The organism is Campylobacter concisus (assembly GCF_902460415.1).
GTDB lineage: Bacteria > Campylobacterota > Campylobacteria > Campylobacterales > Campylobacteraceae > Campylobacter_A > Campylobacter_A concisus_Y.
The window spans coordinates 340,224-356,540 of the sequence record NZ_CABPTY010000002.1 but is presented as its reverse complement, the minus strand read 5'-3'; the positions used below and the strand labels follow the sequence as shown (position 1 = coordinate 356,540).

The window sequence follows — 16,317 nt, the reverse complement described above, 5'->3', positions numbered from 1 at the left end:
TATTGTTACTTTAGAGTTAGAACCCTCTGTAACTATCTTTTCACCTTGGTATACAATATCTCCTACACTTAATTGTCTTACCTCTCCTGTTAAGTCATTAAGTGCTCTTGCTATTCCTCCATTTACGCTTTTAACTACTCCGGCTTCTTTAGCCATCATGTTCTCCTTATTGTTTATAGTATTTTAAATTTTGAATGAATTATATAAATTTTAGAAGTATATGTCTATTGTACTGGGGTACGATATGAGACTTTTATAATATAAATAAACGGCATTGTGATACTTCATATGCCAAACTAAATTTATTTACCATATTACTTCTATCCTTAAAACATATGACCACCTGATCACCTTTTTCATAGTGTTTTATCTTTTAATTGATTTTTGGGGTTTTTTATTTTTATATTACTACTATACTTTGGATATCTCTAGAAAATTTCTTTACCCCATCTCCATCCCAGGATCATCTTTTGTAAATTTACTCCTTAGCTCTGGAATTTCATTGACTATCATCTCTCTTATCTCTGGGTTGATATTTGCTATTTCTAGTAAAAGACCCAAGCTTTTGTCATTAAAGTCTCTTAGTCTGATATTTTCACTTTTCAAACTTTCAGCTTTACGTGTTAGAGATTGATTTTCTCTATTCTTACTCTCTATCAATGCACTTTGTTCATCTATCTTTGTTTGCTGATTAGTATGTGCTTCTAGTTTGTGTCTAAGAATTGTTATCTCATTGTCTTGCTCAGCTTTGGTCTCTTTTAAATCATCTAGCTCTTTTTCTAGCTGCTCTTTTTCTCTTAAGACTCCTATGCTTTTCTCTTTATTTTCTTCTATAATCTTGCTTTGTTCTGTTATTTGCCCAGCAAGAAGCTCTACTTGTTCTTTTAACTTTTTATCAGATGTGATGATAATGTTCTCTTGTAGCTGTTCAAAAACAGAATTTCTAAGACCTACTATTAAAGCTCTTTTTTCATTTGGCTCTAACCTAAAGTACTCGTCGCCCCACAAAGGCTCTTTCTTTTGCATATGCTTATTTGCTTCCGCTTCTATAAGCTTTTGAATTTTCTCTTTTAGCTCTTGCTCACTCTTATATTCACTTGCTATTTGGTGCATTTGGGTTAAGCTCTTGTGTCTATTATTGCTTGGTTTGCCGCGAAGTACCTGACCTTCGAATGCCTCTGCGCCCATATCTTGTAGCTCTTTACCAAATTTTGCTGTTTGTGCCCTACCGCTAAATCTCAAATTTGCATGCTTCTCAAAGTTATAGTTTGTAAAAAAGATATGAAAGTGCTTGGTCTTCTCATCATTATGTTCAGCTATAAGCAGACACTTTACACCATACTTTGCACAATATGTATTTATAAATCTCATTACTCTATCCATGCGTATGTTTTCATTTATAAATTTTGACTCTTCTTTGTTTAATCCTTCTTTTGGCTCTTTCTTCCTATCTGTACCAAATGTGATGATGACTTCACAAAAACCAGCCATATCTTTACGCCAAGACTTATTTATAAGAGTTTCTATGCCTTTTCTTTTTTGTGTATAAGACTGATTGGTATAGTCTTTCTCAAAGCTTTCTTGAAAGCCTTTAAGTAAATTCTTTACAAAGGCTATATTATGTAGCTCATCATCTTTGCTGTTAGCATCTCTCATATTGCCATTATTATTAAACTCGCTTAGGAACTTATAACGATTAAGAGTGGTTGGATTTTTGTTGAGATACTTTATATGCTCGGTTTGATTTTTCTCACGACATGCATGTGCAAATCTACCTATAGCTCTACCATATGTTAAAAAATCTGACCTTACATTTATAACTAGGTTGTGATCATTTATTATATATGCATTAGCCATGGCAAATCACCTCACTACGTAAACTTTCTTTCGTGCTAGCGGTGCTAGTTACTATTAATGAAAAATTTTTCATTTTTATCCTTTTAAAAGATATTTATAGTAATTACACCAATTTTGGAAAAAATTTCAGCTAGAAATGCAAAAATTTGTAAAAAAATTCATAATTAGAAAAAGAATAAATTAAAAATAGTAAAAGGATAAATGCCAAAAGTGCGTATTTATGGGGATTATAGATAAAAAGCTAGAAGTAAAAATTTAAAGCAAATCTATTTTTTATGGTATTAAAAGGGTGATGGTTTTATAATCATTGGAATTTTTAAGAGACTGTCCCACTTTAGTAACTAAGTGTTCCACTCTTAAAGGAAATTTTAAAGAAAGGGAAAGAACAAAAGCATCACTGCTAGTGCCTAAAATAGTGTGTTTTGGTGTCACGGGGGAGACTTGAACTCCCGACCTCCGGCTTATGAGGATTTTTTATATGAGCTCCTAAAAGCCTGAAATACGCACTTTAGACGATTTTTTGCTTAGTGATTACATAAAACTGTTCCATTTTTGACCGGTTGGCTATTAAATATGGGACAACACTTAAGGGAGCGAAACGGTATATATTACTACCGAGTCACACTTGCTCCAAGCATCAGAAAATTTTTTAACGAAAAGCGAGAAATTTGCTTCTCCACATCCACTAATCTCTTGGAAAAAGCCAGAAAAAGGGCTAAAATTCTAGACAACAATCTTTACTTGATAAAAAGGGCGGTTCACATGAATCTTAGTGATAGCATAATCCAATCTTTTGTAAATTCGTTTATGAAAGTAAAGCTTAGCAAGAGTATCAAAGAGCACTCTCTTCTTAATAAGAAGATGGATGTAGAATTTCTAAATGCGCTCAATGACTACTTTAAACAAAGTTTGATAGATGGTGATCTGCCTCAAATTTTAATTAAGGATATAAGCAATATCACTAACACTGCTGGCGCTCTTGGTGGCAAGGATAAAGAAAACATAGGGCAAACTCTTCTAGAGAAAAACATACTAACACTTAACTATCTTGTATCAAAGCTTGAGAAGAGCAGTGTGCTCTTTGATGACAAGCGTGAGCAATATTTTCTAGAAGATGATTCTAGTGATAACTTAACCAAACATGCCAAACCTAGTTCGTTTGACGCTAAGGACATAGCTTCATTTCAAGAAAATATAAAAGAGCTTGAAGATAGCGGTTATTTGCCTATTACGGATGGACAGCTTAAGGCTATGGCTCAGAGGATTAGCGAGACGGTTTATGCCATACTAGATCAAAAGTATGGCTCAACTTCAAATTTAAAGCTAGTAAGAACAAAGAATGACCATAGAAGCATGGAAGATATCATATTGGATCCAAATCCACCAAAAAATATCAAGATAAAATTAGATGACGATAGTAGCTTTAGTATTTTTAATCCTAGCGCCAAAATAACCAAAGAGTACGAGATCAGGCAAGTACTGCAAGCGACATCTGGCTCTAGTAATCAATTCTCAGCTTTAAATTTAGAAGATCAAAAGAGCTTAAAGGATGCATTCGAGATATTTGAGACAAACACTAAAAGAGCTGACAAGTGGTCGCCAGACACGCAAAGATTAGTTACTGGCGTAAAAAAGCTCTTATTTTTATACTTTAACGAAGATACGCCAGTTTATAGGATCACGAGAGATAACTTGCTTGAATTTAGAGATCTTCTTTATAAAATTCCAACTAAGCTAGCTCAAAAGAGTAGGTATAAAGATAAAAGTTTATCTCAGATACTTAAGCTAGGAGAAAAGGACGATAAACTCTCTGAGCCTACTATCCAAAAATATATGATAAGGGTTATTCAGTTTTTTAACTACTGCTTTGATAGTGGCTATATAGGTAAAAGCATAACTGCAAAAATGAACGTCAAGATAGACATAGACCCTAGTGAAAGGGCAGTGCTTCCATACGAAGCATCAGAAGCTAGGAAGATCTTTGAGATAGTAACTAACATCAAACAAAGTGGTAAATCACCAAGTTCAAGGATAGAGGCTAGTGAGCTCTACTACGTCACAATGATAGCTGCTTATAGTGGCATGAGGATAAAAGAGATCACACAACTTCATAAAGAAGATATAGTCTTAAAAGATGGAATTTACTGCTTTAACATAAACACAAATGATGGTAAAACTACCAAGACCAAAAACAGCATTAGGTTTGTGCCTATCCATAGTAAGCTCATAGATCTAGGCCTACTAGAATATGTTAATAGCAAGAAAAGCGGAAATATATTTAAGGTAAGCAATAAGGACTTCTCTGAAATTTTTAGAAGCCAGATCCAAAGAAAGTTTATAGACAAAGACTCTAAAAAGACTTTCTACTCTTTTAGGCACTACTTTATAGACTATCTAGTGCAACGTGAGGTCGAAGCCAACCTTATAGCTCAGATAGTAGGGCATGAAAAGCAGTATAAAATTTTGCTAAATACTTATGCTAAGCCTATTAACGCTAATACACTAAAAGCTAAAGTAGAGATGGTATCGTATGAAAATGAATAGGGCTAAATTTTAAAGCATGAGCTTTAAGACTTTCTTATATCTTATTTAGTATTATTTTAGGTATTAAATAAAGAATAAAAATGCAAACTATACGCAAAGCAGTATTGAGGCTAGCTACTCTAAAACTAAATGCTTTTATATTTTATAAGTATTGTTATATAATTCATAAAAATTAAAAAGGTTTTTTGTGACTTACAGAGTAGGAAGTTTATTCGCTGGAGTTGGTGGTGTGTGCCAAGCATTTAAAAATTCAAATTGTAATGTTGTATGGGCAAATGAAATTGATAAAGATGCTTGTAAAACTTACAGATTGAATCACGTCAGTACCAATCTCATTGAAGGAGATGTTAAAAAGTTAAACGGTAAAAATTTAAGTGATATAGATATATTAACAGCAGGTTTTCCTTGTCAGCCCTTTTCACTTGCTGGACATGGCAGAGGGTTTGAAGATGAGCGTGGTAAGCTTTTTTTTGAAGTATCAAGATTACTAAAAGAGTTAAGGCCGAAAGCCTTTTTTTTAGAGAATGTTAAAACCATAGCTTCTCATAATAACGGTGAAACTTTTAAAACCATTAGAAATGAGATAAAAAGAGCTGGATATTCTTTTATACCATTTATATTAAACGCTGCAAAGTATACAGATATACCACAGGGAAGGGAAAGAATTTATATTGTAGGCTTTAAGGATGAAGACGACTATTTATTTGAAAAACCTATAAAAGAAAATATAAAAGAAACGAAACAAGCCAATCTACTATCTAGCAAGTTTAAAATTCCCAAGGAAACAAATAAGAAACCAAAAAGTATAAAATTCTTTCTAGATAACTCGTGCGTTACCTTGACTGATATATATAACGACAAAAATAATAAAATTCACCGTAAAGTGATAGAGAGTGTAGTGGATGAAAATATTGTTTATCAGTATAGACGCTATTATGTTCGCCCTAATAAATCAAATGTGTGCCCTACTCTAACTGCAAATATGGGTGCAGGTGGACACAATATACCAATTATATTAGATGATGGTGTAATAAGAAGATTAACCCCAAAAGAATGCTTTAATTTACAAGGCTTTTCAAGAGACTTTATACTCCCATCAAACATATCAAGAGCACAGTTGTATAAGCAGGCTGGAAATTCTGTTGTTGTGCCAATGGTTGAAAAAATTGCAAAAGAGATTGTAGCGGTGTTGGATGGATCCGATAGAAATTAATCCAAATGTTGCAAATTTTATCAAATCACTTCGTGATATAGGATATACTTTTGAAGTGGCAGTTGCTGATATTATCGATAACAGCATATCTGCCAGTGCAAATGATATAAAAATTTATGCCATACAACATCCTGAACCGTTTTTTTGCATTCTAGATAATGGTGTGGGAATGAATGAAGATGAGCTAGTAGAAGCCATGAGACTATCTTCGAAAAATCCAGACGAGAGAAGAAACGATATAGCTCTTGGTAAATTTGGTTTAGGTCTTAAAACGGCTTCATTTTCTCAATGCAAAAAACTTACCGTTATATCAAAGAAATGTAATCAGATAAATATTAAGCAATGGGATTTAGACTATATCTCTAAAAGCGATAAATGGCTACTTTTGACGCCTGAGTTGAGTGAGTATAAAAATCTTGAAATTTTTAAAGATTTTTATAAAAACGATAATTCTACTCTTGTCATATGGGAAGATATGGACAAAATCGAGCAAATTTCAGAATGTTTAGAAATACTAAGAGAGCATTTGTCTTTGGTTTTTCATCAATTTTTAGAGGGTGCTGACGGCGCAAGAAAAATAAAAATATCCATCAATAATAATCCGTTAATACCTTTTAATCCGTTTAATCCAACACATGATGCAACCTTTATAAAATTTACAGAAATAATTAAATACAACGAAAAAGAAATAAAAATTACCCCATTTATCTTACCGCATCATTCAAAAGTGACTTCATCGGAATGGGAAAAATATGGCGGAAGAGGTGGCTATATAAAATCTCAAGGTTTCTATCTATACAGAGCCCACAGGCTACTTGTTTACGGTAAATGGTGGGGAACTCTAAAATCTAGCGATGCGACAAAGCTTGTTCGCATAAAGATTGAAATTTCAAACGATCAAGACGAGTTGTGGAATATTGATGTAAAAAAGTCTATCGCAAATCCAGTTGCTGGCTTGAAAGAAGAGCTCAAAAGAGTTGCTCTATACTCCATAAAAGATGGGGTAAAGCCCTTTTCTACTCGTGGTCGTAAAATAAATGACAAAAATGTTACTAGATTTTGGGATTTAGTTTGCGAAGATAGCAAAATTTATTTTGCAATAAATAAAGAAAATCCAATGCATCAAAAATTATTAGATTTATTGGATTTGCAAACGAGAGAACTATTTCAGCTATACCTAAAATCACTTGAGGCATGCATACCATTAGAAGCTATACAGGTACAGGTCCAGCAAAATCCACATAATTTTAGGCAAGAGGATATTATTTCAAATACAGAAGCGGTTAAAATACTGGAATATCTAAAAAATATAGGACTTAGCGAAGATGAAATTAAAAAAATAGAGATTTTTAAAAAATATAAGGAGCCGTTGGATGGAATGTAGTTTTTATGAAGAAGTTTTTAATTTTTCAAAAAGTAGTTTGACCAACAAGTACTCTAAACAGAATGAGGTTTTACAAGAGGAAGATATTGACAACGAAATATCTCGAGTAAAAAGATTTATTAAGTCCGACATTAAAGTTGATATATTTAACCAAGACGGCGATTTTTCAGATAATGATTATGAAAAACTAAAAGACGACTTAGAGAAATATTTTAATGTAAGGATGAGTACGGGCTTAGTAATAAAAGGCGATGAACAAAAACGACGCAATACGTCTTGGTATAGCATAAACACAAAAGCCAATAATAGTAATTTTTACTGGGATAGATTGGAAAAATTTTATAAAAACTTCTTGCCTCCGCAAGTCATTAAAACTGTAAATGATGATACTGATATGATAATGAATCAAATTGGAGATCCGAGAGAGAATAAATTTAGTGTATACGGTATGGTTGTGGGTCATGTTCAATCTGGCAAAACTTCAAATTACGCTTCATTGATATGTAAGGCTGCCGATATTGGTTATAAATTTATAGTTATTGTTGCTGGAGATAAAAACAATCTTAGAAACCAGACCCAAATTCGTATAAATGAGGCTTTTGTTGGTAAAAATGACTCAAAAATAGTCGGGGTTGGGCTTGATGATCTGCCTAATGCAAATAGAATGCAACCTATTAGCTTGACTACGGAAATAAGCGATTTTAATACAAGAGACGCACATAAAAATTCACAAGGTATAAATTTTGATAATATCAATACACCCGTACTTTTAGTTATTAAGAAAAATGCGAGCACTCTTTCTAATGTCATAACATGGATCAAATCTCATTATAGTAATAAAATTTCAAAACATGCCATGTTGCTGATAGACGACGAGTCTGACTATGCCTCCATAAATACAAAAGAACAAAGCGACCCAACTACCATAAATAAAGAGCTGAGAGCCCTTTTGGAACTTTTTGAAAAAAGCTCCTATGTTGCATACACTGCCACACCTTATGCAAATATTTTTATAGATCATACAATAGAGGATGAGCAAAGTGTAAAGATTAAAAATATGAATGAGCATATCTCTAAAGATCTTTTTCCAAGAGATTTTATATATGCCCTTGATGCACCGACTAATTATTTCGGCGCCGAAAAGATTTTTATAGATAATCCTGATAAATATTTAATAGATATTAATGATTATGATGAAAAAATTCCTTTAAAACATAAAAAAGATCACCTTATATCCGAATTGCCACAAAGTCTATACGAGGCTATAAATGTATTTATACTAAATGTGGCAACAAGGGATTTAAGGGGTCAAATTAAGCATAATAGTATGCTTGTTAATATTAGTCGCTTTTCTGATGTACACGAAAAAATTGCATGTTTGATAGATGAATATTTAAAAGCGTTAAAAAATGATATTAATGCTTTTATTTTACTTCCAAATTCGGTAAAACAAAGTAGCTTGATACTAAACTTAAAGAATATTTTTGAGACAAAATTTGATATTGAATTCTCATGGTTAGAGATTTCAAAAAAATTATCTGAAATTGCAACTAGTATTCTAGTAATAGAGGTTCACCAAAAGAGTAAGAAGCCGCTTAAATATAATACTGGCGAAAGAATAAATGTCATTGCGGTTGGAGGACTTAGCCTGTCACGTGGCTTTACTCTAGAAGGACTCAGTGTTAGTTATTTTATAAGAAGTACAATATTCTATGATACGCTTATGCAGATGGGTAGATGGTTCGGGTATAGACAAGGCTATGAGGATTTATGTAAAATTTATATGCCAAAAGATATTCAAAACTATTTTAAATTTATTATTGAGGCTACGAATGAGCTTATGTATAAATTTAAAGAAATGGTAGAAGATGGTCTAACTCCTTATAATTTTGGATTAGCTGTCAGACAAGACCCAAAAAGTCAACTACAAATTACGGCTAGAAATAAGATGAAAAACGCTGAAGAAAAATGTATTTCGTTGGATTTAAGTGGAAAGCTAATAGAAACCGTAAGATTTGCTAAGAACCCACAACTGCACAATAATAATTTAAATATTTTAAAAAAGTTTATAGAATCACTTAATAGAGGTAGTAAAAAAGGAAGCGCCACTATATATAAAAATATAGATAAAATAGAAATATTAAATTTTATAAATAACTTTAGTGTTATAAAAGCACATATGCAGTTAGATTTTATAAGGGCGTATCTGGAAGATAAGAATACAATGTGGGATGTTGTTCTTTATGGCGGAAAGGGTGGGTTTTTAGAAAAATTTGGGATAAATATGGAAGAGCGCTCAAAATTGCAAGACAAGAGTGATTATATAGAACTTGGGAATAGAAAACTATCGGCAGAAGATCCGGAAAAAGCATTGCTAGATGACAAAATTTACGAACAAAGCAAGAAAGAAAAAAGAGGCGATAGACCTTCATTTTTAAGAAAAAATTTAAAAAACCCAATTTTAATGTTGCATATATTAGACACCAAAAATAATCAAATCGGATTTGGTTGCGATATATTGCCAGCCTATGGCGTTTGTTTTCCCAATAATGGTGTTTGTAGTAGCTCTCAAACTATTAAATATTTAATCAATAAAGTACGCCAAGAAGAGATGCTTTTGGAATTTGAAGAATTAGAAGAGCAAGATGATTAATCCTTGGAATGATATGAAAAACAATACCAGAAGAAGGGTTAATGGTGACAATAGATATGATATTTTTTGGGTAGTGGATTTGGATGGAAGATATACTTTTGGCATTGAACTAGATTTTTGTATAAAAACTAGTAAAAAGAGTATAAAATTTATTGGTTTAAATACACTAAGAAAAGATTTTAAAGATGGTACCAAATTTTATATAGCACTAAACGATAATTCCAATTGGCAACTATTTGTATTGGTTTGCAACGATATTATTTCTCTTTTAAATACTTGCAATAATAATGAAAATGTTTTAGACAATATAGAAACAAGACTCCTAAAATGGAAAAAATTTTTTATTTCAAATGATGATGATTTTGGGGCAGAAAGGCAAATGGGGCTATTTGGTGAACTTAGTTTTTTAAATAATATTGCAGCTAAACAAGTTGGTTTTGAAGAGGCATTAAGTTCTTGGGTTGGGGCAGATTTTGATAAACAAGACTTTTTATTTAATGACTGCGCTGTTGAGATTAAAACGTATAAAGCTTCAAAATCGCCACATGTTACAATTTCATCTGCTTATCAACTTTATACAACTAAAGAAAAATTATATCTCGCAGTATACTCTTTATCTATAAATTCGCAAGGACTTAGTGTTGAGGACATCATAAAGAGTATAGAAGTAAAGGTCGCCGACGTAGAATCATTTTATAAAAAGCTTTTTTCGTATGGCTATAAATCAAATTTCCAAGTAGAACTATTAAAATTTAAAATAGATAAAATTTTATTTTTTAATGTAGATAATAAATTTCCAAAAATTACTTCCATAGACATAGATTCCAGAATTCATAACGTAAAATATACGGTAGATTTATTAAAATGCAATGAATTTTTGTTGGAGAGAATAAAACTTTAAAGGCAAAAAATGGTTAGTTTAGATGACTTTCATCAAGATTTTATGCAGGATATTGTGAGTCAAGCTCAAAGCCGAGGTATAAGCAAACAAGAAGCATTTTTTGAGTCGGTCTGTGACTCTCTTGTTGACGAAGGAGAGCTATCGCAAGACTACATGATTGCTGAATACAATAAAAGAGATATGGAAGTAAGTGGATATGACTTTGATGTAGAGCGTGGTAAGCTTAGCCTTCTAGTGCATTGTTTTTTTCAAAGTGATGATATACAAACTCTCATAAAAGCGCAGATAGAATCAAAATTTAAAAAGCTGGAAAATTTCCTTTTAAGGAGTTTCCAAAAACTTTATGATACTATGGAGGAGGGGTTTGAGCATTACTCAATGGCCTATAATATATATTCGTATTTAATTAAAAATGAAATTAAAAAAATCCGCCTTATTATTATAACAGATGGAAAAATTACTAAAAATTTAGCAAGTATCCCAAATAAAGTACTATCTGGCATTGATGCGGAATATCGCATTATAGATATTGAGTTTTTATATAAAATTTATACTATAAATAACTCAAAAAACAACTTTGACGTTGAGGTTGATTTACCGGCGCTTGTAGTAGACACGCCGGCGAAAGACTACAGATCTTATTTAAGCGTAATAGATGGCAGGACAATAGTTGAAATTTATGATACATTTGGCTCTAGACTTTTAGAACAAAACGTCAGAACTTTTTTGCAATTTAGAGGCAACGTCAATAAGGGGTTGCGAAACACTATAGAATATAAGCCAGAGATGTTTTTCGCATACAATAATGGCATAACTGCAACAGCCAATGATGTTATTTTGCAAGATGGCAAAATTATAAAAATATCAAATTTTCAGATTGTCAATGGAGGCCAGACCGTATCGGCCATATATGCTTCAAGTAAAAATTCAAAGCTAGACGTATCAAAAATTTATGTTCAGATGAAACTATCTGTAGTTGCTGACGCCGAAAAACAAGATGAATTTGTCTCAAAAGTTAGCGAATACGCAAATACCCAAAACAAGATAAATCAATCAGATTTTTTTTCAAACAGTCCTTTCCATAAAGATTTCAAAGAATGTTCAAGAAGAAATTTGGCACCAGCTGTTGATGGAATACAAGTAAGAACTCATTGGTTTTATGAGAGGGTAAGGGGCGAATACTTAAATGAACAAGCATATTTAAGTGGCACAGACAAAAAGAAATTTCAAATAGAAAACCCCAAGTCACAACTTATAGATAAAACATTTTTAGCTAAAAGCGAAATCGCTTGGCTACAATCGCCGGATATTGTATCAAAAGGCGCACAATATAGCTTTATGGCTTTTGCAAAACATATTACTCAAATGTTAGAAAAAGATGAGCTTTGTATAACGAGCAACTATTTTAAAGAAGCAGTATCTAGAATTATAATGTTTAAACAAGTTGAAAAACTTGTTTCTTACGCCACTTGGTACAATGGTGGTTATAGGGCACAATGCGTAGCCTATACCCTATCGTACTTATCGTATTATTTAGAAAAAAATAGATTATTTTTAAATTTTTCTAAAATATGGGATGAACAAAAAATATCTAATAATTTAGAGAATATAATCTCTATAGTTGCTAGCAAAATATATACTAACATAACTAACCCGCCGGAAGGCAATGCAAATATAGGTCAATGGTGTAAAAAGAAGTTATGCTGGGATAGTATAAAAGATATTGAATTGAGTTTAGAATTTGATGATGAGATATTAAGCAGTGCAGAAGAAGAAAAGTATATAAAAAAAGAAGCAAGAAAAGACAAGAAACTTGATGACAATATAGAAGTTCAATCGTTTGTCGTTAAATTTAAAGATTGGGACAAGATTTTAAAATATTATGAAAAAGATGAAATAAGACACCAAATATCTATGAAACAAATGGATATATTGGCAAAAATTGCAAATGGAAGTATAGGACTTCCTTCTATAAAGCAAGCTATTATTTTATATGATCTTTATGAGAATGCTATAAAAGAAGGTTTTTTGATATAATGGCTATATTTTATACCAGTCAATAAGGATATACTCCAGTAATTGTATGTATAATGTTAAAACTATTTTGGAAGCTATACCTCTTTGATTGTAGATAAAAATGAATCTTAACTGAATATTAAAAATATATAAAATTAAATGGAAGATAATTTTTGGTATTCCTTTTTAAGTGTCGTGCTTCAAGATATCAAGTTCATGGTATGTGTTAAATTGAGGATCTTGCGTTAGAATGTACCGAGGGCTTGTAACCCTAGAAATATTGTCTTAGATTTTGAAAGTCTTTATTTGTATATTAGCTTATTTGTTTTATAAAATTATACTAATAGCTATGTCCGGTAGTGTTAATCTGTATATACCCAATAATTTTATTGGTGTAATAAATTTATTGTGATTATAATGAAACCATTTATATCTTATGGTAAAAAATCAAAATAATGTTTATCTTATTTTGATTATGCTAAGCCTATTAATGCAAACACACTAAAGGCTAAAGTAGAGATGGTATCGTATGAAAATGAGTAGGGATAAATTTCAAAGTATAAATTTTAAGACTATTCTTATATCTTATTTAGTATTATTTTAGGTATTAAATAAAGGATAAAAATGCAAACCATACAAGCAAATTTTACAGCTAGCATAAGCGAGCTAAAAAAGTCTCCAGCTCAAATTTTAAAACAAGCCGGAGATAATGTCGTAGCTATACTAAATCACAATGTCCCTAGTGCATATCTAGTACCTAGCGCTGTCTATGAAAAGATGGCAGAGATAATAGAAGAGTATCATATAAGCAAAGCAGTAGATACTGCCTTAGCAAGTGGCGAAAAACCAGTAAAAGTAAGTCTAGATGAGCTATGAGTTAGAGTTCTTGCCAAGTGCTTTAAAAGAGTGGCAAAAGCTAGACAATAGCATAAAAGTGCAGTTTAAAAAGAAGCTAAGTGAGCGTCTAGAAAACCCAAAGGTTGCAAAGGACAAGCTACGAGGCTATGAAGATGTCTATAAGATCAAGCTAAGAGATGTCGGCTATCGCTTGGCATATCAAGTAAAAGATGATGAGATCGTAGTATTGGTGCTAGTTGTTGGCAAAAGAGAGAACAACGAAGTATACGAGATGCTAAAGGATAAATTTAACTAAGCATAAAGCTAGACTTTAGTCTTCTGTGATTTGCTAGTAACTAATTTTATGTTATTAGCTTGTCCTATCTAAGTGCTCTTTTATGATGAGCATAACCCCTTACATTTTTATTATTTTATTTTCTTAATTTCATACTAGACTAAATTTTTAATAGAAATTTAAAAGCTACAAAAATTATATTATATATTTCATAGTATTTTTAAAAAACACGCATTTTAGCGGCCTGAAGCCTACCGAATTCCTTGTTTTAGGCTGTGAAATTTTATAAAATAACCTTAAAAGATATTTAAAGAGCAAGTCTGCCAAAAATTTTATGACATAGGATTTTTGAGTGGCTTCTTCTTGGATTAGGAGTAAATTTACGTGAGTTCTGAAAAGATAAAAAAACGCAAGGTAACCAAAGTCATAACTAAAAGACTTAGGCTAAGTAATGCAGAATGGTTGGTAATTAATGATAAATTACAAGAAAGTGGCCTAACTTTCTCAAAATTTGCCCTAAGAGCTATGTTGTCTAAGCAGATTTATGCACCAATTATGAGAGAGCTTTTAGCTGAACTATCTAGACATGGACAAAACATGAACCAAATAGCTGCCAAATTAAATAGTGGGCAAAGCCTAGATAGAGTTGGTATTGAGATCATAGCGGACGATAATGATGTCTTACATAAAGTGTATGAAGCATTGGGTAAATAATATGTTGCTTGATTTACTTTGCATCAATACAAATAAAGGCACTAGTGATGCTAGTTAAATTTCTTCGTACTTATACTGGTGGTGGCCTTGGGAGCATAAATTATCTTTTAAATGAGAGAAAAGCTGCTGGAACAGCAAGAGTTATAAAAGGTGATGAAAATTTAACTAGAGCTATTATAAAAGGCATCACCTATAAACAAAAGACCTGTTTTGGTGTTTTATCATTTGAAGAGAAGTATGACTTTTTGACTGAAGAGCAAAAACTAAAAATCATTAAGGATTTTGAACGTGCTCTTTTGGGTGAATATATGCTTGAACGTACAAATGTATTATGGGTAGAGCATTCTGATAAGGATGGACGGCTTGAGTTAAATTTCCTTATCCCTAAGATAGATCTTGAAACAGACAGGTCATTTAATCCTTATTTTGCTAAATATGATCAAACTAGAATAGATCTAATTAAAAAGATCATTAACGATGAGTATGGACTATCAAGTCCAGATGATCCAGCAAAAGAGCAAACTATATTGTCTAGCAAGAAAAACATCAATCATTATAAAAATTTAGAAGAGCTCGACCAAAAGCTGCACGATCTGGTTAAGCAAGGCTATATTAAAAATAGAGACCACATGATTGAACTTCTTAAACAAAATGGTATCGAAATAACCAGGATCAACAAAAAAGGCATAACGATCATACTGCCTACTAAAAAAACAAAAAATCGTCTAAAAGGAGGAATATACGATGCAGACTTCACCAGTGCTCAAAGACTTGGAGAACTCAGCCAAAGCTCAAGCAGAAGAATTAGAGAATTCCATGATAGAAATACACAAGCAGAGTGCAGAGAAAATAGGCGAAAACTTGAGGAGCTTATTGTTAAAAGAGATAGATTTAATCAAGAAAGATATGTCGAAAGAACTTCAAAAAACAATATCCTTGCATCACAAGGACAGATCGGTGATAATCTTGCTATCAGCGGCTATCACACTAGTATTGGGAGCAGTGGCTGGCTGGATGATAAAAGAGAAGAAGTTAGAGGACGAAATGGTTTGGATGATACCAAAACAATGGAGATACAGCCGACCTACTGCAGACAAGACCCAGAGGGAATATTACATATCGATTCCAAAAGACGAAGAGATAACAGAGAACGAGCGCAGGAAATTTATATTAATGAAAATGGAGTAGAGGATGACAGCATTAGAGAAAGCATTGCTAGAAGAGAACGAGCGCTTGACCAAGATGATCGAAGACGAAAGGAACAGACACGAATTAGAAATAATGAATTTGCAACAAGACTGCGAGAAGGAGCTTGTGATATTACGGACAAATGTGACAGCGCTAATAAAGAAAGTCAAGAGCTTGAACAAAGATTGCAACGACGCCTTAACGGAATCTTTGCAGCAACAAAGAGATATGTACGAGAGTTCAATATCTTGCTTGGAAGAAAAATTAAAAAATTCAGAAGAAAAATTCCAAAATTTGAGAGAAGCATACGAGAGCTTACAGATAGAGCACAAGATGCTACAAGAATATGTAGAGAATTTATAGAGGAGCGTGAATACTCCAAAAAAACCAGCATACATCACCATGTAAGTGATGTATGCAAGGAAAAAACTCAAAGCCTAGAAGATATGTTTTAAATTTAGCGACTATATTAAGTTTATTAGACAAACCATCTCATTTATTACTTCCAAAAAACCTTATTTGTTACGTTGCCATTTTAAAAATCTACTAAAATATATTTTGCAGACCACAAAAAATAATTTAGTCTAATTATTTTTTATACTTATGGCTACCCTTAGTAAACTTAATATTTTATTAAAAATAGCCTATCCTGCATGGCCATTTTTAATTAAGAAAATATTTTTTAGCGTGGGTCAAGGGAGCGGCAAGCTCTCCT

General features: G+C 32.2%; 11 protein-coding genes. 10 read left to right on the top strand and 1 reads right to left on the bottom strand.

All coding sequences use genetic code 11. The features are described 5' to 3' along the window. Positions 1-441 precede the first annotated feature (441 nt). Positions 442-1,857 (bottom strand): plasmid recombination protein, encoded by a 1,416-nt coding sequence (locus FZ940_RS05840; RefSeq protein WP_148821902.1) that lies wholly within the window; start codon positions 1,855-1,857, stop codon positions 442-444. A 762-nt stretch (positions 1,858-2,619) separates the two neighbouring features. On the opposite strand from FZ940_RS05840, the gene FZ940_RS05835 reads away from it, so the two are divergent. The 10 genes from FZ940_RS05835 to FZ940_RS05790 all read left to right on the top strand — a co-directional run bounded on the left by FZ940_RS05835 (position 2,620) and on the right by FZ940_RS05790 (position 16,057). Then, positions 2,620-4,401, top strand: a complete 1,782-nt coding sequence (locus FZ940_RS05835; RefSeq protein WP_148822107.1) for a site-specific integrase — start codon at positions 2,620-2,622, stop codon at positions 4,399-4,401. A 187-nt stretch (positions 4,402-4,588) separates the two neighbouring features. Then, positions 4,589-5,614: a DNA cytosine methyltransferase gene (locus tag FZ940_RS05830; protein WP_103635447.1), complete on the top strand. Its 1,026-nt coding sequence runs from the start codon at positions 4,589-4,591 to the stop codon at positions 5,612-5,614. Next, complete coding sequence (locus FZ940_RS05825; protein ID WP_103646622.1) at positions 5,595-6,998, top strand: ATP-binding protein; 1,404 nt, start codon at positions 5,595-5,597, stop codon at positions 6,996-6,998. Before FZ940_RS05830 ends, FZ940_RS05825 begins: the two co-directional genes overlap by 20 nt. Further along, positions 6,988-9,651: a Z1 domain-containing protein gene (locus FZ940_RS05820; protein ID WP_148821901.1), complete on the top strand. Its 2,664-nt coding sequence runs from the start codon at positions 6,988-6,990 to the stop codon at positions 9,649-9,651. The genes FZ940_RS05825 and FZ940_RS05820 overlap by 11 nt, the downstream gene beginning before the upstream one ends. After that, positions 9,644-10,552 (top strand): PD-(D/E)XK motif protein, encoded by a 909-nt coding sequence (locus FZ940_RS05815; RefSeq protein ID WP_148821900.1) that lies wholly within the window; start codon positions 9,644-9,646, stop codon positions 10,550-10,552. Before FZ940_RS05820 ends, FZ940_RS05815 begins: the two co-directional genes overlap by 8 nt. A gap of 9 nt (positions 10,553-10,561) precedes the next feature. Next, positions 10,562-12,589, top strand: coding sequence for an AIPR family protein (locus tag FZ940_RS05810; protein WP_148821899.1), 2,028 nt, complete (start codon positions 10,562-10,564; stop codon positions 12,587-12,589). A gap of 603 nt (positions 12,590-13,192) precedes the next feature. Continuing rightward, on the top strand, positions 13,193-13,444 hold the full coding sequence (locus tag FZ940_RS05805) for a type II toxin-antitoxin system Phd/YefM family antitoxin (RefSeq protein ID WP_148821898.1): 252 nt from the start codon (positions 13,193-13,195) through the stop codon (positions 13,442-13,444). Then, positions 13,434-13,721 (top strand): type II toxin-antitoxin system RelE family toxin, encoded by a 288-nt coding sequence (locus tag FZ940_RS05800; protein ID WP_035167048.1) that lies wholly within the window; start codon positions 13,434-13,436, stop codon positions 13,719-13,721. The genes FZ940_RS05805 and FZ940_RS05800 overlap by 11 nt, the downstream gene beginning before the upstream one ends. 363 nt (positions 13,722-14,084) lie before the next feature. After that, positions 14,085-14,414 carry a plasmid mobilization protein gene (locus FZ940_RS05795; RefSeq protein ID WP_072595324.1) on the top strand — a complete coding sequence of 110 codons (330 nt, stop codon included), beginning with the start codon at positions 14,085-14,087 and terminating at the stop codon, positions 14,412-14,414. 47 nt (positions 14,415-14,461) lie between these two features. Beyond that, positions 14,462-16,057 carry a relaxase family protein gene (locus tag FZ940_RS05790; RefSeq protein ID WP_148821897.1) on the top strand — a complete coding sequence of 532 codons (1,596 nt, stop codon included), beginning with the start codon at positions 14,462-14,464 and terminating at the stop codon, positions 16,055-16,057. The last annotated feature ends 260 nt before the right edge of the window (positions 16,058-16,317 follow it).

Coding starts and splice junctions, on each gene's coding strand:
- FZ940_RS05840 (WP_148821902.1), bottom strand. CDS start 1,857: ATGGCTAATGCATATATAATAAATGATCACAACCTAGTTATAAATGTA.
- FZ940_RS05835 (WP_148822107.1), top strand. CDS start 2,620: ATGAATCTTAGTGATAGCATAATCCAATCTTTTGTAAATTCGTTTATG.
- FZ940_RS05825 (WP_103646622.1), top strand. CDS start 5,595: ATGGATCCGATAGAAATTAATCCAAATGTTGCAAATTTTATCAAATCA.
- FZ940_RS05820 (WP_148821901.1), top strand. CDS start 6,988: ATGGAATGTAGTTTTTATGAAGAAGTTTTTAATTTTTCAAAAAGTAGT.
- FZ940_RS05815 (WP_148821900.1), top strand. CDS start 9,644: ATGATTAATCCTTGGAATGATATGAAAAACAATACCAGAAGAAGGGTT.
- FZ940_RS05810 (WP_148821899.1), top strand. CDS start 10,562: ATGGTTAGTTTAGATGACTTTCATCAAGATTTTATGCAGGATATTGTG.
- FZ940_RS05805 (WP_148821898.1), top strand. CDS start 13,193: ATGCAAACCATACAAGCAAATTTTACAGCTAGCATAAGCGAGCTAAAA.
- FZ940_RS05800 (WP_035167048.1), top strand. CDS start 13,434: ATGAGCTATGAGTTAGAGTTCTTGCCAAGTGCTTTAAAAGAGTGGCAA.
- FZ940_RS05790 (WP_148821897.1), top strand. CDS start 14,462: ATGCTAGTTAAATTTCTTCGTACTTATACTGGTGGTGGCCTTGGGAGC.